The following is a 25,253-nucleotide window of genomic DNA, read 5'->3' as shown; positions in this document are numbered from 1 at the left end:
TTCAAAGCAATTCCTTTCTTGGTTTCCGGCTCTTGATCTCTTATATCTCTCCACTATCTCTTAAACGACAGTACTTTATCTAACGACCATGGGCCGGAGCCTAAAATGGTAAATAGTATAAGGAGAGCCAGGGCTGTAATTGATGGCCATAACATGGTGTTGATAGGCTCCTGGAAAATACCTGTTAAAAATACCGCGCCAACCAATATAGGGATCTGAATAATGCAGCCCAAACGGGTTAATATACCCATAGCTATGAGTATACCGCCAACCATGTGGGCAAATGATACATAGTATACCAGGATCATCAGCATATCAGGCGATACATCAATAACATCCTGATCGGTAATAATACCGCGCAGGTATGATGTATTTTCCATAAAAGTTATGCCCTTCACCAATAAAAATACACCAAGAACAATACGCACAATATCCAAAACTTTAGGGTGATGAGCATCACCCCAGTGTTCAATTTTATGAACCAGATTCATAAAGGCCTCCTTTTAGTTTAATAATTGGTTATCAGCAACCCAGGGGCGATCAGGGAGATCAAGCGACCGAAATGCTTCTACTAAATTTAGTAACAAGTTTGTTATAAAACAAGTTTTAAGGAGAGGAAAAAAATTCGCAGACTCAAGCACGGATACTTAAACCTGCAATCGCGTTGACCGGCACTTACAGATCATACTCTGCCAGCCACCCCCGCAATCTGGTCAAATCTTTTTTTAAAGCGGTCGAAAACTCATCTTTACTAATAGACAGCTCACGTTTACCATCCTCTGCCCCGCCTAAGGGATATTCGCAGTGCAGGCTCATGGGGCCATTGATATTGTATTGTTTTAGCAGACTGAAGTATTTTTTATAATCAACCATACCCTCGCCTAATGGTACACTTTTCACCTGCCATTTGTCGGCCTTTTTCTCCCAGTAAAAATCCTTTACATTGATTGTTTTGGAATAAGCCTTCAAAAGATTAAGTGTAACAGGCCATGTGTCAGCACCTTCGGTGGTAGCGTGCCTTACATCGTATTGGCAACCGATGTAATTGGGGTCAAGCCCTTCAAGGCTCAGCCATAAATCCCATTGTGATGCTCCAAACAAGTCGCCGGAGTGGTTTTGATAGCCGCCGTGTATGTCATACTTTTTGTTGAGCCCTGCAAGACCGGCCAGTTGCTTATTGATAGCCCTGATATTGGCAGGTACACTGGTAGCCTTATCATAATCAAACCAGGCGGTACGATAATATTTAATGCCCAATGCCGATGCCGTTTTCAGGATCGCTTCGGTGTATTTTTCATCAGCAGTTTTAATATTGGTTACTATGGTATAAACCTTGAGTCCGGCTTTTTCAATAGCATCAACCGCTTTAGGCAGGTCATCGGCAACACGTTCGGGCAGCACGTGGCCATCGGGCCTTACAGTAAGGTCAATTCCGTCAAAACCAAGCTGTACCGTTAAAGCGGCCATATCGGCATAATTAAGCCAGTGCATATGCTTGGAAAATATACTCACTTTTATTTTTTCACCCGGAGAGAGATTGCCTACAGCAACGCCGGAATCTAAAGATGACGGCTTAGCCAAAGCACTTAAACCCAAAGGCAAGCCAGCAACAGCTATCGCGGCCGAAGCAATAAATTTTTTGCGACTGATGTTTTCCATAGGTGTTAAAATTGGTGATGCAATATGCCACTTTTTGTTGTGATTGTTTCCTGATTTTACCCACCTTTATCCAAACCTATTTATCATGATATTATTCTGGTACAGCGTGATACTGTTTGTATCAACCTTAACGCTTAACTTTTATCTGCTTATCGGCTTTAAACAAATTAAACAGGTAAACCGACAGCCTGTGATGGATAATCCCCCACCCCTTGCCATCATTATAGCTGTGCGAAACGAGGAGGAAGACCTTGAAAAAGCCTTGCAAAGCGTTTGCCATATCAATTATCCTAACCATCGCCTTATTGTAGTGAACGACCGCTCAACCGACCGTACCGCCGACATCCTGAAAGATTTTAGCTTACGCTATCCAAAACTTCAGGTGACTACGATAGACACTTTACCCGACGGATGGCTTGGTAAAAACAACGCACTTTACCAGGGTTACCTTAGCAGTACTGAAGAATGGATGCTTTTTGCCGATGCTGATATCGTTTTTCATCCTGATGCTATTAACAAGGCTGTCGGTTATGCAGTTAAACACGAGGTTGATCATTTAACCATGTTACCTGAGTTGATCTCCCGGTCGTCAATTTTAAACAGTGTATTTGCCACATTAAGTATTATGCTCATGATTGCCATGAAACCATGGGAGGCCAAAAACCCGAAATCAAAAGCATCGTCGGGCATAGGGGCTTTCAATTTGGTCAGACGTACAGCTTATGAAAAAATTGGCACACATGTACGCATAAAACAGCGCCCGGATGATGATCTTCAACTTGGTCAATTGATAAAAAAGGAAGGTTTACGGCAGGATGTTTTAGCCGGTAAGGGTTACGTTTGCCTGGAATGGTATAGGAATCTTGGTGAGCTTGGGCGCGGCGTGCAGAAAAACTCATTTGCTATGGCTAAGTACAGTATTACGCAAGCCATTGTTAACGTACTGAATATGCTATTAACGGTGGCATTGCCTATGCCATTAATGTTCATTTTCGGCACCCCGGTTATCAGGACCATGGCTTCTGTTATGCTCATAGTGCATATAATTTATATGGAGCTGGTGCCGCCCAATAAATGGTGGTATGCATTCATGATCCCCTTTTCGGGACTATTCCTGGCCTGGCATTTTTTAAAAGCATCAATAATAACAGTTGTACAGGGTGGTATTTACTGGCGGGACAGTTTTTACTCGCTTGATATGTTAAAAGGTAGGGGATAAAATATTTTGTAGCAGTGGCGACATCTTACCCCGAATAACAACGTGAGGATATCATTTACCAATCAGAGTACCACGGATCTCAAAGCTCAAGGATGATATGGCCCGTCAAATTTAAATTCCAATCACATTACATTAAAGCGTTTTAAAACACTATTTTTAGCGCCTCAAATATTGGTGCTTGAATATCAGCAAGCTGATGTTCAGGAACACCGATCATATACGGTTAACAGCAACATAAAAATGAAAGTTTTAAAATTTGGTGGGACATCAGTAGGTAGCCCCGCCCGGATGAAAGCGCTGCTTGATATCATTAACCCGGCCGAGCGCCAGGTAGTGGTGCTATCGGCAGTGTCAGGCACAACAAACAGCCTCGTAGAAATTGGACAAGCATATCTCGCCGGCGATAAGAAGAAGGCAGTGCAGCTTATTACTATCCTAAAGGATAAGTACGAAATTTTTATTAAGGAATTGTTTGCGAAACCCGAATTTTTAGCCCAGGGCAAAGAGGTTATCGACTACCATTTTTCGTTGCTCAGCAATCTTGCCAATGATCTTTTCACCCATATTGAAGATAAGATCATTGTTGCACAGGGCGAACTGCTTTCAACTACCCTCTATCATGTTTATTTAAAGGAGATAGGTATCCCATCGGTATTGCTGCCTGCCCTGGATTTTATGAAGATAGATGAGGATAATGAGCCGATTGTTGATCATACTACCGAAAACCTCCTCCCGTTGCTTGATAAGCACCCCGAAGTAAACTTGTTTATTACCCAGGGCTACATTTGCCGCAATGCCTATGGCGAGATAGATAACCTGCGCCGCGGCGGCAGCGATTATACCGCTTCATTGATTGGTGCCGGCATCCGCAGCGAAGAGGTACAGATCTGGACAGATATCGACGGCATGCACAATAACGATCCGCGGATTGTAAAGGGTACGCAGCCAATTGCCCAGCTGTCATTTGATGAAGCTGCTGAGCTGGCTTATTTTGGCGCCAAGATCCTGCACCCGCAAAGTGTTTTCCCTGCCCAAAAATATAAGATTCCCGTTCGTTTATTGAATACCATGGATCCGCAGGCAAAAGGCACCCTCATCACCAATACCAGCGAAAAGGACAAGATCAAATCTATAGCTGCTAAAGATGCCATTACTGCTATCAAGATCCAATCGAGCAGGATGCTTTTGGCACATGGCTTCCTGCGTAAGGTGTTTGAAGTGTTTGAACGCTATAAAACATCTATCGATATGATCACTACATCAGAAGTAGCAGTTTCGGTAACTATCGATGACACTACCTATTTGGGCGATATCACCAAGGAGCTGAATGCATACGGCTCGGTTGAGATAGACGTGAACCATACCATCATTTGTGTGGTAGGTGATTTCGGGGCCGAAAAACATGGGTATGCAGCCCGGGTACTGGAAGCCGTTAAGCATATCCCATTAAGGATGATATCATACGGCGGCAGCGATCACAACCTGTCGTTACTGGTAAAAACAGAGGATAAGGTTGAGGCTTTAAGGAGTTTACATAACAGGTTGTTTTAATTCCGGATGTCGGATTTTCGATTTCGGAATTGCCTTATTTGAAATTTTTAATTTAAAACGTCATCGCGAGGAACGAAGCAATCCCTGATATGCAATAGTTCAGCATGATTTGATGAAATATTACCCATGTTCACAAGTAAAACTATAGATAAATTCAACGGCTTAGAAACTCCGTTTTATTACTACGATCTCGAGGTGCTTAAAAACACCCTGAGTGCCTGCCGCGATGCTTCTGCAAAGCACGGCTTCCATGTGCATTACGCCATGAAGGCCAACTTTAACTCAAAAGTTATTGACACCATACAAACCTATGGCTTTGGCGCCGATTGCGTGAGCGGCAATGAAGTTCAGGCAGCTATTGATCATGGCTTTGATAAAAGCAAAGTGGTATTTGCAGGTGTTGGCAAATCAGACCGTGAAATAAACCTGGCCCTTGATGCGGATATCTTCTGCTTCAATGTCGAATCCATCCAGGAGCTTTTTATTATTGATGGCCTTGCTAAAGCAAAAAACAAAAAAGCTGGTGTGGCTATCCGCATTAACCCGAATGTTGATGCACATACTCACCATTTCATCACCACCGGACTCGATGAAAATAAGTTCGGCATTAATACCTGGCAATTACCTGATGTTGCCGCTGCTTTGCGCAAATGTGATAACCTGCAGTTTTTAGGGATCCATTTCCATATCGGCTCACAAATTACCGACCTTGAAGTTTACAAAAACCTGTGTACCCGCATTAATGAAATGCAGGATTGGTTTGAAGATCGTGGCTTCCCGATAAAAGTGCTTAATACCGGCGGTGGCCTGGGGGTTGATTATTACAGCCCGGATAACAACATAGCCGATTTTGAGGCTTACTTCCAGGTGTTTAAAAACTTTCTGAATGTTAAGCCGGGGCAAGAAGTTCACTTTGAGCTTGGCCGTGCACTCGTAGCCCAAAGTGCTTCGCTTATATCGCGTGTATTGTATGTAAAAAACGGACAGAAAAAGAACTTCCTGATCCTTGATGCCGGCATGACCGAGCTGATTCGCCCGATGCTTTACCAGGCTTATCACCAGATAGAAAATTTAAGCCGGAGGTCAGAAAGTCCGGAAGCAGGAAAGTTCGAAAGTTTAAAGTATGACGTTGTTGGGCCGATATGCGAAAGCACGGATTGCTTTCAGAAGGATGTGAGCTTGCCTGAGTCATTTCGCGGCGACCTGATAGCGGTGCGTACCGCAGGTGCTTATGGCGAGGTGATGGCATCAGGCTATAACCTGCGCGACAGGGTTGGCAGCGTTTATTCTGAATAAGCTATCTGAACCGGTAGCCAAGTCTTAACTGTACATAGGTACCAGCTTCAACAACGGCCATATAGTTTTTAATCTGCATAAAATAAGCAGCGGTTACAAAACCAGGGTTATAAGCCCCGTAAACGTAATCGCTGTTTTTGTTTCGGTATACGTTGTCGTTGCCAAATGTACCGCCCCAAAAAAGCCGGAAACCAAACTGATTGGCAACTTTATTGGTATGAAATATAATTTCAGTTGTGCCACCTAATGTAAACAGACCGGCACGCGGATCAGTGTAAAAGCCCGGTTTATTGGTGACAGCTTTCCTAAAGTTAAGGTAATCGCCAAACTCATGACTATAGGCCGCTTCAAAGCCAATAAAGCGAAAATCGATATGCCCGCTGCTCACAAAAAAGTTTCCCGATAACCTTCCTCCTGCCGCTCCAAAGAACTTATTTTTAAAGTAGTTGGGATCTTGCGGCTCCAATTCGCTGTTATGATAATTACCTAATGTACCAAATGCGCCGTAAGCCAGGTTGAAATGATCAAATACATGTGCGCGGCTAAAATTAAGCTGTGCGCTAACCAACTCGTCTGAGTAATTAGGGCTTTCATCAACTACTAAAGCCCCCGAAATATAATTTGCCGATTTAACAGCATCGGCAGATACCGGTTTAGGCAGATAAGCAATATCGCTATGGTGCATGGCCGGCGCATAAATATGATCACTGCACGAGCTTATGATCATACTGGCCAGGAGCAAAAGCAGGTTGAATTTAAGTTTCATTGTAAAAGGTCCGGATCGGGTTTATAAACTGGATACTGAACAATTATACGCTAAAACAAGTAATAAAATAACACACCCTACTGTTTATTCTGGGCAAACGCATTTAAATGGGGTTAACATGAGTTAACACATTCAAATGTTATACATTTACCCTGGCTATTTATTATACCAGGCTGCCAATAAAGTCATCCGTAAAATCATCGGCAAAATGAATTACGTTTTGCAACGCTTCAAACTCATCCTGTTGGTGTGTTGTAGTAAGTACAACGGCTTTCATACCTGCATTAGCGGCAGCTTCAGCACCTTTAGGTACATCCTCAAACACAACACAATCTGTAGGTAAGGAATTCAGTAATTCGGCAGCTTTTAAAAATGTTTCTGGATGGGGTTTACTTAGTACCACGTCATCGGCACTTACTATAGCTTTAAAATAATGCCTGATGTTAAGGTTATCCAGTACAAAATCAATGTTAAAAGGAATAGCTGCTGAACCGATAGCCATAGGGATACCGTTTTGATAAGCTTTTTCCAAAAACTCATGCAAACCGGGCAACAGTGCCAGGTGGGGTAAAAACTCATCCTGGTAGCGCTGTTCTTTAAGGTACGAAAGCCTGTTCATTTCCTCGGTAGTAAAGCGGTTAGGGCCAAACATACGTACCAGTACTTCCTGATTTTTGCCGTACATCTGTGGTTTTACTTCATCCCAGGTAAAGCTGCCGCCAAGGTCGGTATTTAAAAGATGTTGCCATGCTCTGGTATGATAAGGCATGTCATTGATCATAGTGCCGTTGAGGTCGAATATAAAGGCCTTCATGTATTAATTTTCAATTTAAGAGATAAACCGAGCGCGGTTTTTTGGCAAACTTAAACCTTTAAAAAACTAAAAGTTGAATTATGCCACATATTCTTTAAACACATGAGTGATTTGTTTTTAACAGCTGCACGATGGATGAATAATATTGTTCGATTTTTTTGGCGGGACATTAGTCTTTTCATGTACTCAATCCATCCGATAAAAAAGGTACTTAATCCGAAAGATTTTATCTATAGTGAATTTCCACCTTAAACAATAATTAACCAGTTAAATTGTATTAAAATCATTGCCATTATATCTTTTTATTCTGTAATTTATACAACTATTAGCTAAACTATTGCGTATGTGTTTAATAAGCTCATTATTATAGTGTGCGTAAGCTCCGTGTTGGATATATAAAAAACTACTAATCCTTATACAATATACAATGAATAACGAACCCCTGCGCCTGCGTGCCGTTAAGAGATTTAAGGATCTGGATAGTGACATAGCGGTTGATTTAAATGATATAGTAGGATTAGCAGCTCAGATCTGCGGCACTCCCGTCGCCCTGGTTACTTTGCTCGATACCGACATGCAGTGGTTTAAAGCCGCTACCGGCATCAATATCAGCTGTACCCCACGTGATTTATCATTTTGCAATCACACCATTATCCAAAAACAGGTGTTGGTTGTGCCCGACCTGCTTAATGACAAACGCTTTAACACCAACCCTCTTGTTATTGAGGATCCACAGGCAAGGTTTTATGCAGGCGCCCCTTTGATTACTAAAGATGGCCATGCCCTTGGTAGCCTGTGTGTTATTGACTTTAAGCCCCATGAACTTAACCAGCAACAGATTAAATCATTAAAAACGCTGGCCAGGCAGGTTGTAAACCTCATGGAACTTAATTCAAGTTTACGTTCGCTTGAGCAGCAGCACCAGCAGTCGCAATCACAAAAAGCGTCTATCAGCGAATCGGAAATGAAGTTGAAAGCAATTTTCGACAGTTCAAAAGATACCCATATCCTGGTTGGTCGTAATCTTGAGGTTATGGCATTCAATAAATCTGCGTCGGTTTTTATCAGAAGCCTATATAATAAAAAACTGGCCAATGGTGATAATATTATCGCTTATACAGAGCCGGCGCTGGTAAATTCATTTTCGAAATACTTTGCGATAGCATTAACCGGCCGTTCCATTAAACGGGAATGGGAACTGCTGTCCGGAACGCCAAATGCCTGCTGGAAAGAAACCTCATTTATCCCTGTAAAAAATAATAGCAGCGAGGTAATCGGGATAGCTATTAACTCAACAGATATTACTACACGCAAAAGACACGAGGAACAAATCAATATTCAAAAAGAGGCGCTTAACCGTATAGCTATCATACAATCGCACGAATTGCGGAGGCCGGTGGCATCCCTGCTTGGTATATTAGACCTCATGCGGATGGAAAATATTGATTTTGGTTACTTTAATATAATAGAACATACCGTTAACGAACTGGATGAAAAGATACGGGGAATAGTAAAAGATTCGGAAGATACCATCCAGGGAGGCCATTTGGCAATAGTAGCCTGACCATCAATTATCTAAAATCCAAATACCATTCCACAGGTTTGGTTTACACCTAAATTACGCTTTGGCTATTGCTGATTACGGTAAATTATAACTACCTTGGCGGCATTAATAAATAAAAGAATGCAAAATCAAGGAACAGTAAAATTTTTTAATGAAACAAAAGGTTTCGGATTTATAGTACCAAGCAATGGTGGTCCGGATATTTTTGTTCATTCAACAGGCCTTATTGACGAAGTTCGTGAAAACGACACCGTTGAATACGAAGTTGAAAACGGCCGTAAAGGTCTTAACGCGGTAAATGTAAAAGTTATATAATTATAATATAATCATTAAGCCTACCAGGCACTCAAAGTTTGAGTGCCTTTTTTTGCTTTATTTTTTTGTTAACCTGCTGCGTACATCAGCTTAATATTTGAATGTTACTTTCAAATAAAAACTGGCATTGTTGTTGTTTATTCCAATAATATCATAAATCGACTACACATAAAACAAAGAAAAGAACATGAAAGATCAAGCAAAAATTATAGCAGCACTATTGGTAGGTGCAGCGGCGGGCGCGGCTTTGGGTTTATTGTTAGCTCCTGAAAAAGGAACAGAATTAAGAGGCGATATAGCAGATTATATAAACGACCTGGTTGATACTGCCAAAACCAAAGCGCAAACAACAGCCGGAGATATTAAAGATTACAGTAATAGTGTGATTGACAAAGCTAAAACCAAGTTTAGCGGAACTGTTAGCGACCTTTGGGACGCTAAAGATAAAGCTGTTGATGCTGCAAAATCAAAAGCCGACGACCTTGCAGGGAAAGCAGGTGACGCCGCGGATGAAGCGAAATCAAAAGTCAAAGCGACTGCCAATGACTGGAACAATTCTGTACAGAACGCATAATATTTAGTACTATTATAAAATAATAAAACCCTGCCAGTTAGCAGGGTTTTATTATTTTATAAGCTTTTCTATTATCTATTCCATGAATTGTTACTTTCATCGGCATCCATAAATATGCCGCCGTCTAAAGTAACTGATTTAATGGTCTTAGTGGTTTTGATATCTATTGCAATTTGCTTTTGATTTTTTTCCCAAACCACGGGGGTTTGATGAATGCTCTCGCCGGAACCATCAGCATAAGTAATTTTTACATCAAACGGAATTACAAAACCGCCCACGTTTTTAATTGCTACTGTATAACCACCGGCTGCTTTGGTTACGCCTTTTACCGACAGATCAATATAGTAATTAGTAAAGAACCAGTTATTGAAAAACCAATCGAGGTTTTTACCTGTAATATTACTCATAGAGTTAAAATAGTCCCATGGTATTGGGTGTTTGCCATGCCAGCGGTCCATATATCCATTCAGGGCTTTTTTGAATAGTTGATCGCCCAGCATGTCTTTCAGCGCTAAATAACTTAATGATGGCTTACCATATGAGTTATTACCGTACCCACCCCGCAATTCGCTCGATGGTGTAATAACCGGCTGATCTTCGGCGGTTGAAGCATCATGGATCCATCTGTCAACACGGAAATTTTTGTACAATGCTTCTGCTTTTTCTTTGCCAACTTCTGATGTTCCTATCAACAGTTCAAAAGTTGTTGCCCAGCCCTCGTCCATAAATGCATAACGGCTTTCATTAATACCCATGTAAAAAGGAAAATAGGTATGCGCTATTTCATGATCCTGCACAAATTGCGAAAAGCGTACATCATTGGTATGGCTATCGTTAACCATCATAGGGTATTCCATATCTGCAAAGCCCTGAAACGATGTCATCTTGGGGAACGGATATGGCACGCCCGGCCAGTTGTGGGACAACCAGCTTAATGAATTACGGCCGTTTTGTACCGCATGGTGAAAATCTTCCGAGCTATCTAAAAAAGCTGCCTGCATACTGGCGCGGCGGTTTGTTGCGTCATCAACCACAACGCTGGCCGCATCCCATACATAATGATCACTGATGCCTACAGCCATATCGCTGATATCGTTAGCGGTCCAGGTCCAGGTATTCATCTCCTTTTGAGCCGTTACTTTATGGGCGGCAAGCTCAGCAGCCGATGCAATATTGATAGTTGAATCACTGGTGAATGAAGCCTTCAATCGTTTTGCATATTCAGGCTGAAGCACCTCTTCAGGGTTTTGCAGGGTACCGGTAGCCCAAACTACGTAGTTTTTAGGCGCGGTAACGTGCAGGGTATAGTCGTTAAAGTCGTTGTAAAATTCCTGAGCATCTAAAAAAGGTAGCCTGTCCCAGCCATTGTAATCGTCATAAACCGACACCCGGGGATAAAAATAAGCCAGGTAACAGGTAGTTGAATCGATCATTCCTTCGCGGCCGCTTTCTTTCGAAATTTCAAAATGCCAGCCAATATCAAGCTTAACAGAATCATGAGGCATCAACGGCTTACTTAAACCAACCATTTGATTTGTTGAACCTGATGCAACTTTTTTTGCTTCGCTATTAATTGAAAAGCTATCAAACTGAATGCCCGGTGTAAGATAGTCAGCCCCTGCATCGCCAAAACGGGCGGCACCCGGTTTATGAATGTTCAGGATAAGCTTCATGTTAAGCCTTTTTAAAGTATCCGGACTATTATTAACATAAGTGATCTGTTCTGTGCCTTTCACAGTACGATTTTGAGGCACAGCCGTAATACTGATATTATAACGGCCATAATTTTGCCAGTACTTTTTGCCGGGGCGGCCATCAGCCGAGCGCGTTTCGTTTTTGAATGCTTTTTGTATATCGCGGGGCATATACAAGGTTTGGGCCTTAACCTGTATAAATGCAATGCAGGCTAATGCAGATAAAATGAAGGGTTTGGTCATATGTCTTAAATTTCTTTGCCAATTTAAATTAATTGGACTAAATAACGATATGCAGGAAACATTAATCGGAAAATTTAAAACAAAAAATCGCTTGATAAATCGCTATATCAGAGCTTATTTTGTAACAAAGCTGTCACAAAGATTATTTACAAATAAATATTTTGCGGTATCGGATATATTTTTTTTTACTTTGTTATCAGTTATTTTAATAGGGGTATTAAATAACTAACATTTAAGCCATCTGCGCTATGCGGATGGCTTTCTTTTTTATAGATACTTAATCTGCAATTATATATTCTTTGCTAATAAGCGTAAACAGCTCATCGTTGTCAATTGATTCATCTTTACATTCGGTAAGTAATTGTTGAGCTTCAGTATAATTAAGCTGTTGGGCCACCATTATTAACATATGGCACGATGTAATATTAATATGCTCAAGTAACTGCAGATACAACATAATATCCATATCCAGCAATACAGGTATAGTTTGCTCTTCATCCAGGCAAAACTCATCCTTAACAATGGACTTTATAGGGTTGCAGTTCTTGTCTGATGGAATTTCATTAATCAGGGTATACACCTTCTTCATCCGTTCTATCTGCTTTTTAATATCGTCCCAAAACTCCTGTATAGCCTGCTGCAATGCAGTAAACGAAGCGAGACTTTTCAAATGTGCAAGATGTTTATCAAGGTAACATTTACCAAAATAAATACGGTTAAGATTGTGGACAAATACCTGTTTTAACAAATCGTTATCCAGTGTTTTAGGGGTATTGTTGCTCATGGTATGAAGTTAAAAGTATATAGTTAGGGTTTATATATTTCTTAAAAGCTGTTTCACGCAATTGCTTATCAAACTTACCTTAAAAATAACTAAGTTTTATTACCCGGACAGATGTGCCGGGATAAATTAACTTTGCATTGCAATAACATAATGCTATGAAATATAAATTAGGCGATTTTGTTCGATTTGTTGATGAAAAAATGGAAGGTTTTGTAACGCGCATCATCGACGAACAGATGATAGGTGTTACCGGCGATGACGATTTTGAGATTCCGGTACTTGCCAGCAAAGTAACTTACGTTCATGGTTACCAACCTGCAGGGGCGACAAAAAGCAACAATACAACGGATGAAAAGCTCGTAACACCAGGTGAATTTGTTAAAAAAGGCGTTTATATAGGTGTGGTTACTGATACCAGGGCAAGTTCTGTCGTACATTTTCATTTAATCAATGAAACTTCGTTTCAGCTGCTCGCTACTTTAACAACGGATAAGCAACAGGTATTTAAAGGCGAATTTGCAGGGATTATTGCGCCAAAATCAACCGAAAATATCTACTCCGCCCAACTGGCCGATCTGCAGGTTTGGCCAAAATTTATTTTCGGCGTTTTATTCAGCACCAAACAAAATGTTGAACCACCGGCACCGTTGGCTATACATGAAAAGTTTAAGGCCAAGGATTTCTCAACCACTAAAAAGAACATTCCATTACTTAACCAGGCCGGCTGGCTCATCAGGCTCGACGAGCCTGAACTGGTTATTGATGCTCAAAAACTGAAGGAAAGCTTTTTTGAAAGCCCTACCGAAAAAATAGTGATTGAAAAGCCGGTTAGCGAAGTTGACCTGCATATAGAAAAGTTGCGGGACGATTATCAGTTTTTAAGCAGCGCTGAAATTATGGAGATTCAGCTGGCCCATTTTCACAAAGCGCTGGATGCAGCTATTGTTCATCAACTACCTGATATTACTTTTATACACGGTGCTGGCAATGGCACGCTGCGTAATGAACTACACAAACAATTGGGCAGGCATAAAAAAGTACAAACCTTTATGGATGCCCGTAAAGAAAAATTTGGTTACGGCGCTACCAAGGTGTTATTGAAGTAACAATTTACAACAGCATCAGCCACCTTACGAGGTTTGAAACCTTGGCAAGGCGGCTTTTATTTTCTTACTTTTTCGTAAACACAATTTCAAGATTAGGCAACTTTAAAGTTTGATTCGGCGATGCGGGATCATGTAACTTTAAACTCACCGGGTAAAGTTCATTTGCTTCAAGCGTTAAAGGTTCGAGATCTTTAATATAGATATTTTGTGGAATACTATGTGTGAGCGCAAAAGGAATGTTCTTTTTAAAGTTGTTGAACACTTTTATCAGTAACTGGTTATTGCCGGGCATCAAATCCAAACCGATGACATGACTTATAGAGGCAGCCTTACCCGGATTATTATTGATGAGCAGTTGCCTCCCATTAAGCAAAACAATTATGCCATCGCCGCTGGTAATCTTAACCTGCGCGTAAATTAAATCCTTGCCTGCGTTGATGTTTTGCAAAATGTAGTAAGCATTATCCATGCCTGCGGGCAAATCAATCAGCTGGCCGTTTTTATAATCGTCTATAGACCGCCATGGTTTATCGGTGTCTTTGGTAAAAGGTTTTGAGATATCGATTTTATCCGCGCGGCCATTTAAACCTCCTAAGCCTGCTGAGTATGGGCCGGTTATATATAATGGCCCCCATTTTATTTTAGCCGTATCAGGTTTATACTTCATCTTCCTATCGCTGTCGAGCTTGAACGTGGTGGTTACATTGTTTACAGTTAGGTCAACAATGCTGCCTTTTTCTTCGTCAGTATATTGTATAGCAGGCTGGTACTTGCCTTTGTGTTTAGGCTTAATTGTCCAGCTTTGCTTTACAGTACTTTGATAATTGCTGTTATAATCAATGCCCGATGAACTATAATAATTATAAGCGTTGTGCTCATCCAGTTTCATGTGGTCATAAATGCTGCTCAGGATATGAACAGGTTGCACCTTGTAACCTTCGGCAATGCCAACCGCTATAACTTTTATTTGTTTTTCACTGTCAAAACCTGCGGGTAAGGTTATCACAGCGGCATCAGTTGCCTGCTTAAAGTTAAGCGATTGTTGTTCGCCCAAAACAGAAACATTACTGATCCTGCCTTCCAGACCGGGTAAAGTGATCAGGCCATCAGCGGGTACCGAGGTTACAAAAAGATAAAGCTTATTGGGTTTAGCAGTTATATTACCCCAGTTAAAGGGGGTAAAAAAATGGATCGGCAGTTGTGCCATAAACAGCTTCGGCATTTTTATGGAGCCAGGTGCCTATCTTCAATAAAACATCCTTTTCAAAACCAACTACTGAGCCATCGCCTTTGGGACCGATATTAAGCAGGTAATTACCTCCCCTGCTAATCACGCGGATCAGGCTTTCCAATTTCTCTTTATACTTTTCATCCTCGCTTCCGCGTTTTTGCCATGATCGGTAGCCCCAGGTTTCGTCAAAAAATGAAGCAGGCGACTGCCAGGGCACTCCAATGGAATAATCGGGATATTGATTATCACCCATTACGGCAAAATCGCCCTGATCATTACCCAAACGGCTGCTTACCATACAATCAGGCTGCAAGCGGTGCACCAATTGATAAAGCTCTTTACTTTGTTCAGGGCTTTGCGACCCCATATCAAACCAAAGTTCGGATATAGTGCCATAGTTTGATAGTAACTCGGTTACCTGCTTCTTGTTATATTCATGATGCTCGGGTGTTATATAATCAGAATTATGACTTGATATGGGTGACGCCTGCGGATAATGCCAGTCTATCAGCGAAAAATACAAACCGAACCTTAAACCCTGCCTTTTACAGGCTTCGGCCATTTCCTTTACCACATCACGGTTAAATGGAGTAGCATCAACCACATTAAAATCGGTAGTTGCAGTTTTAAACATGCAAAACCCATCGTGATGTTTTGAAGTTAGTACGACAGAGCGCATTCCAGCCGCTTTAGCCAGCAGTGCAATACTATCAGCATTCCAGTTTACCGGGTTAAAGTTTTTGGCCAGGTTGGCGTAAGTATCACTGTAAATACCAGCATGGGCCTGAATTTGCTCACTTAAGCCGCGGGTAACCGGCTTCCCATCCCAAACACCACCCAAAACTGAATAAATGCCACCAAAATGAATAAACATGGAAAACTTTTGATCTTGCCATTGCTTTATCGAAGAAGATGACGGTTGTGCAGATGCAAAATGAATACAAAATAATAACGACAACAGTGGGCTTATGATTTTTTTCATGAGGAGGAATTCAATATCTCAAAGTGTAAAAAAGTTGTTAATAAACAAAAGCCTCACAACTTGAAATTGCGTGTTGTAAACTAACGGTTGCACAATTATGCACACAAAACAACTCAACTTTACACTTTTGCTAATAAACATGTTACATAATTGTAAAATCCGCTTCACAAATTGCGTTTTTTTAATAAAAATATTATTTGCATCTTTGTAGCAACACAGCCCAACCCTAATTCATAATGAAAAAAATTCTCTTGCTCAGCAGCAAGGGTTCATTTAACATTTAAAAAAACGTAATGTCCGAATCTATTCAAATTCAACCCAATATCCATTGTGAGCCTTGCAAAGAATGTGGTGCACGTCCCGTAATTGATCAAACCCGTAAAGGTTTTATAGTTACCTGCCCAACAAATAAAAAACATTATGCAACTGCTCCCGGTATGGTAAATATTGACGAATGGAACAGGTTTAACCAAAAATCGCCTGTGCTTACAGGCACACAATATAAAAGCAAAGCCTCATAAAAACTATTCCATAAAGTAATAGTTTCAGTTTTGGGTATTTAATCAATAAAGCCTGCTTATGAGGATACAATGGGTTTAATTGTATTCATGTTATGCATATTGTAGATACTGAAAATGAACCTTCAAAAAAAAGGCACAGCTATACATTTTGTCCACAGTGCCAAACTAATACCGGCCAAAGAATTCACAGGCCGGCATTGTTAAAGCTATTGACATTTTGGCTGCCGGTTAAAAGGTATTTTTGCTATAGCTGCAACAAAAAATACCTTGTAATTGAAAGGTAACGAAACCGTTCAGTAACAATACACGTTCTATTGTTCAAAACACAGTATCGCTTAATAATACTAGACCATTTCACTTTGCAAAAAGCAGGGCCGTTTGCCTGCTACCCGATTTGAGATACTCAGCGTAGCTTTTTTTAATATAACTGACCATATCATAATCGCTCATCTTTTTCACTTTTTTAATTTCGGGGTGATATTGGTTCATAAAATTTTGCAGCGAATCGCCTTTAAGATTAGTTATTGAACTCACCTTTTCCGGCGAAAAAAAACGGTCCACATATTCATCTTCTTCATCCTTCAGCAAAATCTTTTGCAACTTTGATTGCGGAGCTTTGTTCTTATTCAACATATCGATCACCGACAGCAAGTTGATGCTCAAGATAGTTGCTGTACTTTTATCCGCATTTATGTGATTGCTGGGCTTACCAAAATCAAGATCAGCCGGACGTGCTATAAACGCATCTTTTATGGTTGAGTTACGATAGGCAAAAACAGAGGCAAACTCCCTCCTGTTACGTAATGAATCGGCTCTGGCATTACGCCTGGCTCTGATTTTTACCTCACTTAAAACAGTTGCCGCGGGCTCAATGTAACATCTTAAGGTATCAAATTTTAAAAAACTGACTATAAGCTTAAAAGGCTTGTAACCTATGCTGGTGATCCTTAAAGTGTCACCGGGCTTTACGTTGGCTAACAAAAATTTCCCTTCGGCATTACTTATGCTTTTTGATGCCGGTGTATTGATAAAAGCATTTGCCACCGGCAAATAGGTAGTTTTATCAATAACGATACCTTTAACACGCTGGGCAAACAGATTTATTGACAACAGCATCAATATTACTGTTGAGGTAAGTTTCAATGTTTTCATGACGGGTTCAGTTAACAGGTGAGCAGGTTAACTAAATATACGCATAAATTATTAACCTTTACGCTTTTAACAAATATTAACACTTGCCGCATTACGGTCACAAAACTTTTCTTTCCGTTAAAAAAGCCAATAAACTACTTTATCATAGCTTCAAAAATTTCATCAAAACTTTTGCTTTTAAATTTTTGGAAGGTTCCGTCAAACTTTTCGCTAACGGGGTTAAGCAGTTGAAAACAAAGCTGTTTATCTTCCTCGCTCAATGCGCTGGTCATCATTCGCGCAACTTCAAGTACACGTACTTTGGCTTTTCCAAGAGTTTCCTCTCCATGGGCTGTTAATTTTAAACGCTTAATACGTTTATCATCAATATCTTCATACTCGGTTATCAGTTCGCGTTTTTTTAGCCTGTTAAGCATATTGGTACCGCTTGATAGTTCGATTATATTATTATAAATAGCTTCAGATTTTATTGGGTTAACCTGGTTAAAAATGGTAACTAAAATACCAAACTCCTCTATCTGATCAAGCCCTGTACCTTCAAGCGCTTTGTTTGAATATACCATATGGTACTTCCCTATCCGTCTTATCAAAATCATGAGTTTGCCGTTAATTCCCGGCCTTAACTGCCAGTCGGGCGTCGCTTTCTTCTCATCTGCTGCCTTGGCCATTAGCTGATGCCGGAAGAAATCATCCAAATTACAACCGGGATTTTTCTCCTCATAATCGCCCCAAAGCTTAACCAATTCAACTGTTTTATTCACGTGCTATTTCCTTTTGGTATCAAATCTAAAAAAACGTCTCCAATATTTGCTATTTACTTTCTTTTGGTATAATATTGTATTGTTTTACTACCATATGGTATATTTTACAAATTTAATCAATCATAACAAATGAATACCTCACTCTTTTTACCAGCACTATTAATACTACACTTAACAGGGCTAACTATAATGGCGGGCACCACCATTGTTGATTTTACAGTATTTAAAACCTTTTGGAAGCATTTTGATGATGATACAGAAAAATCAAAAGGCATACTGGCGGGTACATCTAAGTCATCAACACTGATTGGAATAGGTGCCGCCCTGCTGGTTATAACAGGCATTGGCATGATGGCCTTAACCCATGGCGTATTTGGCGAACAGCTATGGTTTAGAATAAAAATAGGAATTGTTTTGGTTCTAATGCTAAACGGGATATTTTTTGGAAGGAAGCAAGGCGAAGAGTTACGAATGATTATGAATAACGACAAAGCTTACTTAGCAGAACGGGTTGACCAAATTAAGGTGAACCTTAATATCTTTTTTACAGTACAGCTGATATTGTTTTTCAGCATAGTTTTTTTAAGCATTTTCAAATTTAGTTAATCGCAAAAAATGGAAATGCAACAAAACATCCCTATTTATAAGTTAGTAATTGTAGGCGCAAACGGCGGCATTGGTAGGCAGTGTGTTGAACAGGCCCTTCAGGCCGGGCACCTGGTTACCGCAATATTACGAAACCCGGCCAATTTAGCAATCGAGCACCCCAATCTAAAAAAAGTAAGCGGTGATGTTATGCAACCCGGCGCATTTGAAAATAATTTTGAAAACCAGGATGCTGTGATTTCGGCAATAGGCATGCCCGGTGGTTTCGGATCAGATAAGCCCACAACTTTGTATTCGCAAGGTAATGCTAATGTTTTAAAAGCGATGGAACAAAAAGGCATAAAACGCATGTTCCTGATCTCGGCCAGTGCAATTGAAATAAGCCCCGTACTCCCATTTTATATCAGGCTTGTTGAAAAATATGTAGTTCAAAAACTGCTGAAACATATGTATACCGATTTGTTCAAAATGGAGGCGGTGATAAAAAGCAGTAACATTAGCTGGACTATCATTAGACCACCGCAGCTTACGAATCAGGCTGTTACCGGCACATATCGCATAGCTATTAATGCATTTCTTAAAAACTGCCTCAAAATATCAAGGGCTGATGTTGCGCACTTTATCATCAATAACATTGCTAACCGGGATATTTACCAGGCAACAGTTGAAATTGGATATTAACACTAAAATTCCGCCAATGAAGCGGGACATTTTTAACTACTGTTAACTTAGCGATCCAATCAAAGCTGACTATCTCATATAATAAAAAAAGACCTTTCCATCGCTGAAAAGGTCTTTTCTTTAGCTGGCTGCGGATTATTTTCCGTAAACTATCCAGGAAGCTTTCGACCAGTCATTAGCTGGATCGATCGCACCTATATAGTTGGTTTTATCAAAGAACGAATCGGATAAGGAGCCATCAAACTTGCCCGCAACAATTGCCGGTGAACCTGCTTTAGGCAATAAGTTTGGAGCAGCATTGTTAAACGGATCGGTCAACATAATATCTGCTGCAGCAGTGAATGATTTTGTGCCATCGCGGCCTTCAACTAAAGCTTTCAAACCTGCTGCGTCCAGTAAACCAGCTGTAGCCAATTTGTCAACTTTATAAGGTGAAGTTACCGCCTGCAGCAAGCTGTTTTTTAAACCGCTTGTTCCGGCAATATAATACTGAGCGGTTGGATCATTATCCAGGTCTAAGCCCGCTTTTTGCCCTCCCATTACGATGGCATTAGCCAAAATAAATTTTGCACCTCTTCTCCAACGCATACCATAGCCGTAATCCGCGGATACTCCTGTGGCGTTATTAGGCCCTATAGCCGTAAAGTTTGACAACAAAGGGAATGTGTTAGGAGTTAATAAATAACCTTTAGCATCTGTTGTGTTATCCACTTCAAAATTGTTTGAGATATCACCGCTGGTACCTTTATTATCAGTAAATGCCGGATCTTTAACAGAGATCGCGTATTGGATCTTACCATGGTATCCATCATCAAAATCAAAGTCATCATCGGCATTGTTATAGGCAACCAGGTATTTAGCATTAAATGAACCGCCGAAAAACTCGTAAGCATCGTCAAGGCCACGAAGCACTTCAATGTGATCTACTTTGGTACCGCTGCCGACAGTGTACATACTTAAGCCGTTTACTTCATCACCTGGATTAACCGCTTTACCGGCATATTCAATACGTACATATTGTAAAACACCTGAATTATCAGCGTCGTTTGTGCCGCCGAATGGCTGGTGCTCGGTATCTACGCCGCCTTCAAGAACTGCGTGGTTGCCATTACCGGTAGCCGATCCAACGATCACAAGGCCACCGAGATTACCTGGTTTCGGATCAGCCTCCGCCGAGGTGAAAACAATTGGCTTATCAGCAGTTCCGGCGGCATTGATCTTGCTTCCTTTATAAATGATGAGCACACCTGCTGAGTCTTTATTGCTCACAATTTTGGTTCCCGGATCGATGGTTAAAGTTGCATTATTATCCACATAAACGTAACCGCGAAGCCTGTAAGTAATATCGGCGGTCCAGTGCGTGTCTTTAGTAATCTTTCCCCTAACATCCATTTTGGTAACAGCAGGAGGATTAACCGGCGGATTTGTACCCGGGTCATTGTTTTTTGAGCAGGAAGCTAATCCTATCATGGCTAATGAGCCAAGTAAATACAACGTTTTTTTCATAATAATTGTTAATAATAATTGATAATAAATTGCAATGCCTTTTACTGTATAGCGTGATTATTTTTTGAAACTGAAATTATATTTGAACGAAAGGGTTGTTCCAAAACCCGAATAACGGCTTTGGATTATTTTATCCTCTTTAGCATTATATGCGGTACTCCCCGAGCTTCCGTAATTATTATACAATGCAAAAGGCTGCGCAAGCAGGTCGGATACGGTCAGTTTAAGCTCGGCACGCTTTTTAAATAAAGCCTTACTTAGCTGCATATCGATCACATTCCGCGGCTTCTCATAGATATCCACACCACCGGTAACGGCCCTGAAACGTAAACGCTCCCCTATCCTGTTATAAAGCACGTTGAAAGAAAAATCACTACCTTCTGGCGTATAATACAGGCCCGAGTTAATCAGGTAGGGTGACTGTCCCTGAAGGGGGGTAGATGCGTTACGGCCGTCAGCCAGCTTTACCTTGGCATTGATATAGGAAGCATTCACATAAAATGTTACATCATTCAAGAAACTTCCCTCAGCAATAAAATTCAGTTTCTTCCTCATCTCGGCTTCAAAACCGAAATCCTTGGCATTGAGCGCATTCTGATAAGTCAAAATATCGTTACCCTGATTGATCTGCTCGATCGGATTCTTAAATTTCTTGTAAAAAGCCGAAACCGAGATGATCTCCCCTCCTGACGGATAATATTCAAAGCGAAGGTCTGCGTTATCAATTATACTTCGCTGCAGGTCCGGATTACCACTGACGATAAAGTTAGTCTGGTAGTCAAAATAGCGAAAACTGGCAAGCTCTCTGAACTCCGGGCGGTTTACCGACCTGAAGTATGCCGCACGTAAATTCACCTTCTCCGATAAACTATAGGTCAGGTTACCCGAAGGCAGAACATCGGTATTATTATATTTCTGTTCGGTTTGGCCCAGCGGTTTAAGCGACTGCGCATACCGTTCAACACGTGCCCCCCAAACCAAACGGATTTTTTTGTTCAGCTTATTGTCCAGCATCACATAACCCGCGTCCTGATCGGCTTTTCCTTTGTAATCGGTGGAGCTAAGGTCCAGACGCGACAGATCGATCCCGTTTTGAGCAATACTTTGAGGACTGAACACATTAAAGATCGTATAACCGCCGGTGAGCGGGATTGCTTTGTTTCCGAAGCCTATGGCGTCAGTGTATCCCAGCGCGTCAATGCTGAAATCACGGTCACGATGAGAAATAAGCCCACCAAATTTCAATTTCTGCGACTCATCAAGCCACTTGAACGGAACTGCCAGGTTTGCTTTCGCGCCGTAAATATTTTCATTTAATTTTGAATACACACGGCCAAGGTCATTAGGTTTGGGGCTGTTTTCGCTGGATAATGAGATATATTCGGGCTGGTTCAAAGGTGTATAGATGGTTACGATCCTTTGGTCGGGCTGGTTCCGGTATGATAAACCGTAGGAAGCATTCCAGTCAAAAATAATATTCTTTTTTCCCAGCGTGTGCTGCCCTTCCAATGCGGAAGTATAAATGCCGTTTTGAGTTGTCTCCACAGAGTAGCCTTTGTAGCGCAGCGGGTCTGTTTGACCGGCCTCAAAATTCAGGGCATTGTTGGTTTGCTCGAAGTCAACAGAAAAATCGTTATTGTAAAGGTTTCTCCAGGCAATTTTGTTTTTTCCGAATGTATAAGCGAAATTCAGCAAACCGCCAAGGCTTTTATAGTTGGTATAGGTATTACGGTCAAAGCTATACAGAGGAAGCTCTTTCGATGCGTCATTGAACCCGGTATAACCAATTCTGTCACCAAATGATGCACGGTGCCCATTGCTGTAGTTCAGACTGAAGTTATAACCCAGGCGATTGCCATTTGTATTGATTTTGGAATTGCCCGTGGAAAATTGAAAACCAATATTGGGAAGGCTCATTTGCCCTTCTTTGTAATAAAAAGTATTGGGAAATTGCTGCGCTATAGCGATTTTTTCGGCACTTGTTGTCCCGGATGTATAGTCTTTTTTCACATTAGAATAAGCCGCAGGCAGCTTTCTTGAACCGTCATCGAATCCAAGGAAATCATATTTCCCGTTAGGCCTCGCATCAATAAAATTATTCTTAAGGGTAGTTTTGGAATTATAGCCAACGCTTATCGCCACTTCCAGGAACCTGCTGTCGGGAATATCTTTGGTAATAGTATTGATCGTACCACCCGCAAAATCACCGGGCAGATCTGGCGTCGCCGTTTTGTACACGATAATATTATCGACAAGACTTGAAGGAATGATGTCAAAAGCAAAAGCTTTTTTATCCGGTTCGGAACTTGGCAGCGTTGTCCCGTTCATCATATTATTATTATACCTTTCGGATAAACCACGGATAACAACGAATTTACCCTCCTGCACGCTTGTTCCGCTGACGCGTTTCAAAACGTCACCAGTATTCCGGTCAGGGGATTTACGGATCATATCGGCAGATATACCATCACTTAATTGTATACTATTCTTCTGCCTTGCGTAAAGGGCGTTTACTGAAGCCTGGCGGTAAGTAGCTTTCACAACAACTTCATTAAGAGCCTGCGTTGAAGATTGGGTCAAAGCGACATCCAGCGAGGTTACTGCACCTGCCTGAACTTCCACATCAGAAACCGATTTGCTCTGGTAACCGATGTATTTAACAACGATACTGTATTTGCCCGGCTGAAGTCCACTCAATATATACCGGCCTTCCACATTGGTGGCAGCGCCCTTGCTGCCGCCCTGTAAGCCAACTGTCGCGCCTATGAGTGTTTCACCAGTCTTTTGGTCGATTACCTTACCGGCAATTTTACCCAATGACTGTGCAAATGAATTGGAGCTTATTAAAAAACTTAAAAGAATGAAAGAAAAGAGCCGAGTAAACTTTTGCATAATCTTAAATGACGCTCAAAATTATCGGCGATAAATTAAGCCAATGTTAACTTCATATTATCAAAAAGAATATATTAAATAATCGATATTATAGACAATCTTAAATAGATCAAGAAGCTTCCAACATTCAAAAAACAAACTCTATTTTAGCACGATCAAATAATTGTAAACAGCGATGGCACAAAAGAAAACAGAAGAGTTCAGTTATCCCGACCAGTTCATCGCAGATGTATCCATAGCACTGTCGCACCCCGGTAGGATCTCTATTATCCGTATCATTGCAAGGAAACCTGGGATTACCACAGGCGAGCTCGTTGAATTTCTACCGTTCGCACAATCTACAGTATCCCATCATTTGAAGGAGTTGATCAAAACCGAATTGATCTCGGTTAGCATCGATGGAAAAAGATCTTTGTATACATTAAATGAAAATATGTGGAGCAGATTCGCCAGACATTATGGTCGCCTCGTAGAAGAACTGGGCATACCGGATTCCCACGAAGCTGAACCGGAACAACATTAATTTATATTCTATAATATCGTATCTATGCCCGGTTCAAATATGGATATCAATAAAGCAGATCTGGAACTTTGCAACTTTGCCAGGTTGCTGGCGCTCCCAATCAGGGTATGTATCTTCAAAGCGCTTATCGCTAATAACAACATACTGTCTCACGAGGCATTACTTTCTCTTCCTTTTAACCCAGGCCAATTAACGAAGCATATAACCGATCTTAAAAAAGCAGGCTTTGTAACCATCAGACGCGAGAATAGAAAGATCAGATATGAGCTTAAAACATCCGATATAAACCGCCCTGCCAGGCAGTTGGCCGATCTTTTCAAAATCATCGGCAGCTACGCACCTATTGAGCCACTAAACCCTAACACCGTCGCTTCCGGGAAAGAGAGCCTCCCACCTGCCGCTTTGAGTTTTGGTGGATTGATCAAAAAGTACAGGACAACATTAAAGTTTTCACAAGAATATTTATCCGCAGAACTTGGAATGAACCGGAGCGAATTAAGCAGAATAGAATCAGATAAAAAGGACTTTCCTCCGGGGAAGCTACAACTGCTGGCGCTGGCACTATCTGTTGAATGTGATGTATTAAAAAAGCAATTCTATAGTTTCAAAATTGTGGAAATGGTTGACAAAAGCGGGTTTGACGAGGCCGTATTAAAAAATGTCAGTAACGTGCTGCAGGCCGGTATTCCCGTCTCCGAACATTTCCCAACCAGGCGGGCTACCCGATAAATGCTGTTTATATTACATTCATATGTTATGTAGGAGATTTTCACGCCACTCTTGGTGATTATCCTTTTTAATGCAATGGCTGAG

24 protein-coding genes are annotated in these 25,253 nt (G+C 41.1%); 12 read left to right on the top strand and 12 right to left on the bottom strand.

Features of this window, described 5'->3' with window-relative positions; all coding sequences use genetic code 11:
- Nucleotides 1-53: 53 nt before the first annotated feature.
- Both J3L18_RS02180 and J3L18_RS02175 read right to left on the bottom strand, forming a co-directional pair.
- Nucleotides 54-491, bottom strand: coding sequence for a DoxX family protein (locus J3L18_RS02180; RefSeq protein ID WP_129570475.1), 438 nt, complete (start codon nucleotides 489-491; stop codon nucleotides 54-56).
- Between the two features lie 184 nt (nucleotides 492-675).
- Nucleotides 676-1,659: a sugar phosphate isomerase/epimerase family protein gene (locus J3L18_RS02175; RefSeq protein ID WP_129570474.1), complete on the bottom strand. Its 984-nt coding sequence runs from the start codon at nucleotides 1,657-1,659 to the stop codon at nucleotides 676-678.
- 85 nt (nucleotides 1,660-1,744) lie between these two features.
- On the opposite strand from J3L18_RS02175, the gene J3L18_RS02170 reads away from it, so the two are divergent.
- The 3 genes from J3L18_RS02170 (at nucleotide 1,745) to lysA (ending at nucleotide 5,725) form a co-directional block, all read left to right on the top strand.
- Nucleotides 1,745-2,878: a glycosyltransferase family 2 protein gene (locus tag J3L18_RS02170; RefSeq protein WP_129570473.1), complete on the top strand. Its 1,134-nt coding sequence runs from the start codon at nucleotides 1,745-1,747 to the stop codon at nucleotides 2,876-2,878.
- Nucleotides 2,879-3,118: 240 nt separating this feature from the next.
- A complete protein-coding gene (locus tag J3L18_RS02165) occupies nucleotides 3,119-4,429 on the top strand; it encodes an aspartate kinase (RefSeq protein WP_129570472.1) in 1,311 nt (436 codons plus the stop codon).
- A gap of 126 nt (nucleotides 4,430-4,555) precedes the next feature.
- Nucleotides 4,556-5,725: a diaminopimelate decarboxylase gene (lysA, locus tag J3L18_RS02160; protein ID WP_129570471.1), complete on the top strand. Its 1,170-nt coding sequence runs from the start codon at nucleotides 4,556-4,558 to the stop codon at nucleotides 5,723-5,725.
- A 1-nt stretch (nucleotide 5,726) separates the two neighbouring features.
- Here lysA and J3L18_RS02155 read toward each other — a convergent pair whose 3' ends face one another.
- Both J3L18_RS02155 and J3L18_RS02150 read right to left on the bottom strand, forming a co-directional pair.
- On the bottom strand, nucleotides 5,727-6,491 hold the full coding sequence (locus J3L18_RS02155) for a hypothetical protein (RefSeq protein WP_129570470.1): 765 nt from the start codon (nucleotides 6,489-6,491) through the stop codon (nucleotides 5,727-5,729).
- Between the two features lie 163 nt (nucleotides 6,492-6,654).
- Entirely contained in the window at nucleotides 6,655-7,305 is a 651-nt protein-coding gene (locus tag J3L18_RS02150) for an HAD family hydrolase (protein ID WP_091170245.1), read from the bottom strand.
- 427 nt (nucleotides 7,306-7,732) lie between these two features.
- On the opposite strand from J3L18_RS02150, the gene J3L18_RS02145 reads away from it, so the two are divergent.
- From J3L18_RS02145 to J3L18_RS02135, 3 genes are all read left to right on the top strand, one after another.
- Nucleotides 7,733-8,869 carry a GAF domain-containing protein gene (locus J3L18_RS02145; protein WP_129570469.1) on the top strand — a complete coding sequence of 379 codons (1,137 nt, stop codon included), beginning with the start codon at nucleotides 7,733-7,735 and terminating at the stop codon, nucleotides 8,867-8,869.
- A gap of 120 nt (nucleotides 8,870-8,989) precedes the next feature.
- Entirely contained in the window at nucleotides 8,990-9,184 is a 195-nt protein-coding gene (locus J3L18_RS02140) for a cold-shock protein (RefSeq protein WP_090533335.1), read from the top strand.
- A gap of 187 nt (nucleotides 9,185-9,371) precedes the next feature.
- The gene (locus J3L18_RS02135; RefSeq protein WP_091170250.1) at nucleotides 9,372-9,758 is read left to right on the top strand and encodes a YtxH domain-containing protein; all 387 of its coding nucleotides are present in this window, start codon (nucleotides 9,372-9,374) and stop codon (nucleotides 9,756-9,758) included.
- Nucleotides 9,759-9,829: 71 nt separating this feature from the next.
- Here J3L18_RS02135 and J3L18_RS02130 read toward each other — a convergent pair whose 3' ends face one another.
- Both J3L18_RS02130 and J3L18_RS02125 read right to left on the bottom strand, forming a co-directional pair.
- On the bottom strand, nucleotides 9,830-11,695 hold the full coding sequence (locus J3L18_RS02130) for a M1 family metallopeptidase (protein ID WP_129571972.1): 1,866 nt from the start codon (nucleotides 11,693-11,695) through the stop codon (nucleotides 9,830-9,832).
- 277 nt (nucleotides 11,696-11,972) lie between these two features.
- Complete coding sequence (locus tag J3L18_RS02125; RefSeq protein ID WP_091170257.1) at nucleotides 11,973-12,479, bottom strand: DUF892 family protein; 507 nt, start codon at nucleotides 12,477-12,479, stop codon at nucleotides 11,973-11,975.
- 155 nt (nucleotides 12,480-12,634) lie between these two features.
- Between J3L18_RS02125 and J3L18_RS02120 the strand changes: the two genes are divergently transcribed.
- Nucleotides 12,635-13,585: a Smr/MutS family protein gene (locus J3L18_RS02120; protein WP_129571971.1), complete on the top strand. Its 951-nt coding sequence runs from the start codon at nucleotides 12,635-12,637 to the stop codon at nucleotides 13,583-13,585.
- Nucleotides 13,586-13,649: 64 nt separating this feature from the next.
- On the opposite strand, the gene J3L18_RS02115 is transcribed toward J3L18_RS02120, so the two are convergent.
- Both J3L18_RS02115 and J3L18_RS02110 read right to left on the bottom strand, forming a co-directional pair.
- Nucleotides 13,650-14,792, bottom strand: a complete 1,143-nt coding sequence (locus J3L18_RS02115) for a hypothetical protein (protein WP_208102518.1) — start codon at nucleotides 14,790-14,792, stop codon at nucleotides 13,650-13,652.
- Nucleotides 14,755-15,798, bottom strand: coding sequence for an alpha-L-fucosidase (locus J3L18_RS02110; RefSeq protein ID WP_208102519.1), 1,044 nt, complete (start codon nucleotides 15,796-15,798; stop codon nucleotides 14,755-14,757). Before J3L18_RS02110 ends, J3L18_RS02115 begins: the two co-directional genes overlap by 38 nt.
- A gap of 293 nt (nucleotides 15,799-16,091) precedes the next feature.
- On the opposite strand from J3L18_RS02110, the gene J3L18_RS02105 reads away from it, so the two are divergent.
- Nucleotides 16,092-16,319, top strand: a complete 228-nt coding sequence (locus J3L18_RS02105) for a hypothetical protein (protein ID WP_091170268.1) — start codon at nucleotides 16,092-16,094, stop codon at nucleotides 16,317-16,319.
- A gap of 354 nt (nucleotides 16,320-16,673) precedes the next feature.
- Here the strand turns inward: J3L18_RS02105 and J3L18_RS02100 are convergent, their stop codons facing one another.
- Nucleotides 16,674-17,471 (bottom strand): peptidase associated/transthyretin-like domain-containing protein, encoded by a 798-nt coding sequence (locus tag J3L18_RS02100; protein WP_129571970.1) that lies wholly within the window; start codon nucleotides 17,469-17,471, stop codon nucleotides 16,674-16,676.
- A 134-nt stretch (nucleotides 17,472-17,605) separates the two neighbouring features.
- Entirely contained in the window at nucleotides 17,606-18,232 is a 627-nt protein-coding gene (locus J3L18_RS02095) for a MarR family winged helix-turn-helix transcriptional regulator (RefSeq protein ID WP_129571969.1), read from the bottom strand.
- A gap of 129 nt (nucleotides 18,233-18,361) precedes the next feature.
- Here J3L18_RS02095 and J3L18_RS02090 point away from each other — a divergent pair, with 129 nt between their 5' ends.
- Nucleotides 18,362-18,838: a hypothetical protein gene (locus J3L18_RS02090; RefSeq protein WP_129571968.1), complete on the top strand. Its 477-nt coding sequence runs from the start codon at nucleotides 18,362-18,364 to the stop codon at nucleotides 18,836-18,838.
- Between the two features lie 9 nt (nucleotides 18,839-18,847).
- Entirely contained in the window at nucleotides 18,848-19,519 is a 672-nt protein-coding gene (locus tag J3L18_RS02085) for an NAD(P)-dependent oxidoreductase (protein WP_129571967.1), read from the top strand.
- A 135-nt stretch (nucleotides 19,520-19,654) separates the two neighbouring features.
- Here the strand turns inward: J3L18_RS02085 and J3L18_RS02080 are convergent, their stop codons facing one another.
- Nucleotides 19,655-21,025: a beta-helix domain-containing protein gene (locus tag J3L18_RS02080; protein WP_129571966.1), complete on the bottom strand. Its 1,371-nt coding sequence runs from the start codon at nucleotides 21,023-21,025 to the stop codon at nucleotides 19,655-19,657.
- Nucleotides 21,026-21,082: 57 nt separating this feature from the next.
- Nucleotides 21,083-23,917, bottom strand: a complete 2,835-nt coding sequence (locus J3L18_RS02075) for a TonB-dependent receptor (protein ID WP_129571965.1) — start codon at nucleotides 23,915-23,917, stop codon at nucleotides 21,083-21,085.
- 175 nt (nucleotides 23,918-24,092) lie between these two features.
- Between J3L18_RS02075 and J3L18_RS02070 the strand changes: the two genes are divergently transcribed.
- Nucleotides 24,093-24,440, top strand: coding sequence for an ArsR/SmtB family transcription factor (locus J3L18_RS02070; protein ID WP_129571964.1), 348 nt, complete (start codon nucleotides 24,093-24,095; stop codon nucleotides 24,438-24,440).
- 24 nt (nucleotides 24,441-24,464) lie between these two features.
- A complete protein-coding gene (locus J3L18_RS02065; protein ID WP_129571963.1) occupies nucleotides 24,465-25,169 on the top strand; it encodes a helix-turn-helix domain-containing protein in 705 nt (234 codons plus the stop codon).
- The last annotated feature ends 84 nt before the right edge of the window (nucleotides 25,170-25,253 follow it).

It is taken from the genome of Mucilaginibacter gossypii (genome assembly GCF_017569325.2).
Lineage (GTDB): Bacteria > Bacteroidota > Bacteroidia > Sphingobacteriales > Sphingobacteriaceae > Mucilaginibacter > Mucilaginibacter gossypii.
Note: the sequence above shows the minus strand (reverse complement) of the source record. Positions and strands in the feature narration are given on the sequence as shown.

Bases quoted from the DNA above. Each gene is read 5' to 3' on its own strand.
- J3L18_RS02065 (WP_129571963.1), top strand. From the start codon at position 24,465: ATGCCCGGTTCAAATATGGATATCAATAAAGCAGATCTGGAACTTTGC.
- J3L18_RS02155 (WP_129570470.1), bottom strand. From the start codon at position 6,491: ATGAAACTTAAATTCAACCTGCTTTTGCTCCTGGCCAGTATGATCATA.
- J3L18_RS02150 (WP_091170245.1), bottom strand. From the start codon at position 7,305: ATGAAGGCCTTTATATTCGACCTCAACGGCACTATGATCAATGACATG.
- J3L18_RS02115 (WP_208102518.1), bottom strand. From the start codon at position 14,792: ATGGCACAACTGCCGATCCATTTTTTTACCCCCTTTAACTGGGGTAAT.
- J3L18_RS02145 (WP_129570469.1), top strand. From the start codon at position 7,733: ATGAATAACGAACCCCTGCGCCTGCGTGCCGTTAAGAGATTTAAGGAT.
- J3L18_RS02105 (WP_091170268.1), top strand. From the start codon at position 16,092: ATGTCCGAATCTATTCAAATTCAACCCAATATCCATTGTGAGCCTTGC.
- J3L18_RS02080 (WP_129571966.1), bottom strand. From the start codon at position 21,025: ATGAAAAAAACGTTGTATTTACTTGGCTCATTAGCCATGATAGGATTA.
- J3L18_RS02165 (WP_129570472.1), top strand. From the start codon at position 3,119: ATGAAAGTTTTAAAATTTGGTGGGACATCAGTAGGTAGCCCCGCCCGG.
- J3L18_RS02125 (WP_091170257.1), bottom strand. From the start codon at position 12,479: ATGAGCAACAATACCCCTAAAACACTGGATAACGATTTGTTAAAACAG.
- J3L18_RS02135 (WP_091170250.1), top strand. From the start codon at position 9,372: ATGAAAGATCAAGCAAAAATTATAGCAGCACTATTGGTAGGTGCAGCG.
- J3L18_RS02070 (WP_129571964.1), top strand. From the start codon at position 24,093: ATGGCACAAAAGAAAACAGAAGAGTTCAGTTATCCCGACCAGTTCATC.
- J3L18_RS02120 (WP_129571971.1), top strand. From the start codon at position 12,635: ATGAAATATAAATTAGGCGATTTTGTTCGATTTGTTGATGAAAAAATG.
- J3L18_RS02140 (WP_090533335.1), top strand. From the start codon at position 8,990: ATGCAAAATCAAGGAACAGTAAAATTTTTTAATGAAACAAAAGGTTTC.
- J3L18_RS02110 (WP_208102519.1), bottom strand. From the start codon at position 15,798: ATGAAAAAAATCATAAGCCCACTGTTGTCGTTATTATTTTGTATTCAT.
- J3L18_RS02130 (WP_129571972.1), bottom strand. From the start codon at position 11,695: ATGACCAAACCCTTCATTTTATCTGCATTAGCCTGCATTGCATTTATA.
- J3L18_RS02170 (WP_129570473.1), top strand. From the start codon at position 1,745: ATGATATTATTCTGGTACAGCGTGATACTGTTTGTATCAACCTTAACG.
- lysA (WP_129570471.1), top strand. From the start codon at position 4,556: ATGTTCACAAGTAAAACTATAGATAAATTCAACGGCTTAGAAACTCCG.
- J3L18_RS02085 (WP_129571967.1), top strand. From the start codon at position 18,848: ATGGAAATGCAACAAAACATCCCTATTTATAAGTTAGTAATTGTAGGC.
- J3L18_RS02175 (WP_129570474.1), bottom strand. From the start codon at position 1,659: ATGGAAAACATCAGTCGCAAAAAATTTATTGCTTCGGCCGCGATAGCT.
- J3L18_RS02100 (WP_129571970.1), bottom strand. From the start codon at position 17,471: ATGAAAACATTGAAACTTACCTCAACAGTAATATTGATGCTGTTGTCA.
- J3L18_RS02075 (WP_129571965.1), bottom strand. From the start codon at position 23,917: ATGCAAAAGTTTACTCGGCTCTTTTCTTTCATTCTTTTAAGTTTTTTA.
- J3L18_RS02090 (WP_129571968.1), top strand. From the start codon at position 18,362: ATGAATACCTCACTCTTTTTACCAGCACTATTAATACTACACTTAACA.
- J3L18_RS02180 (WP_129570475.1), bottom strand. From the start codon at position 491: ATGAATCTGGTTCATAAAATTGAACACTGGGGTGATGCTCATCACCCT.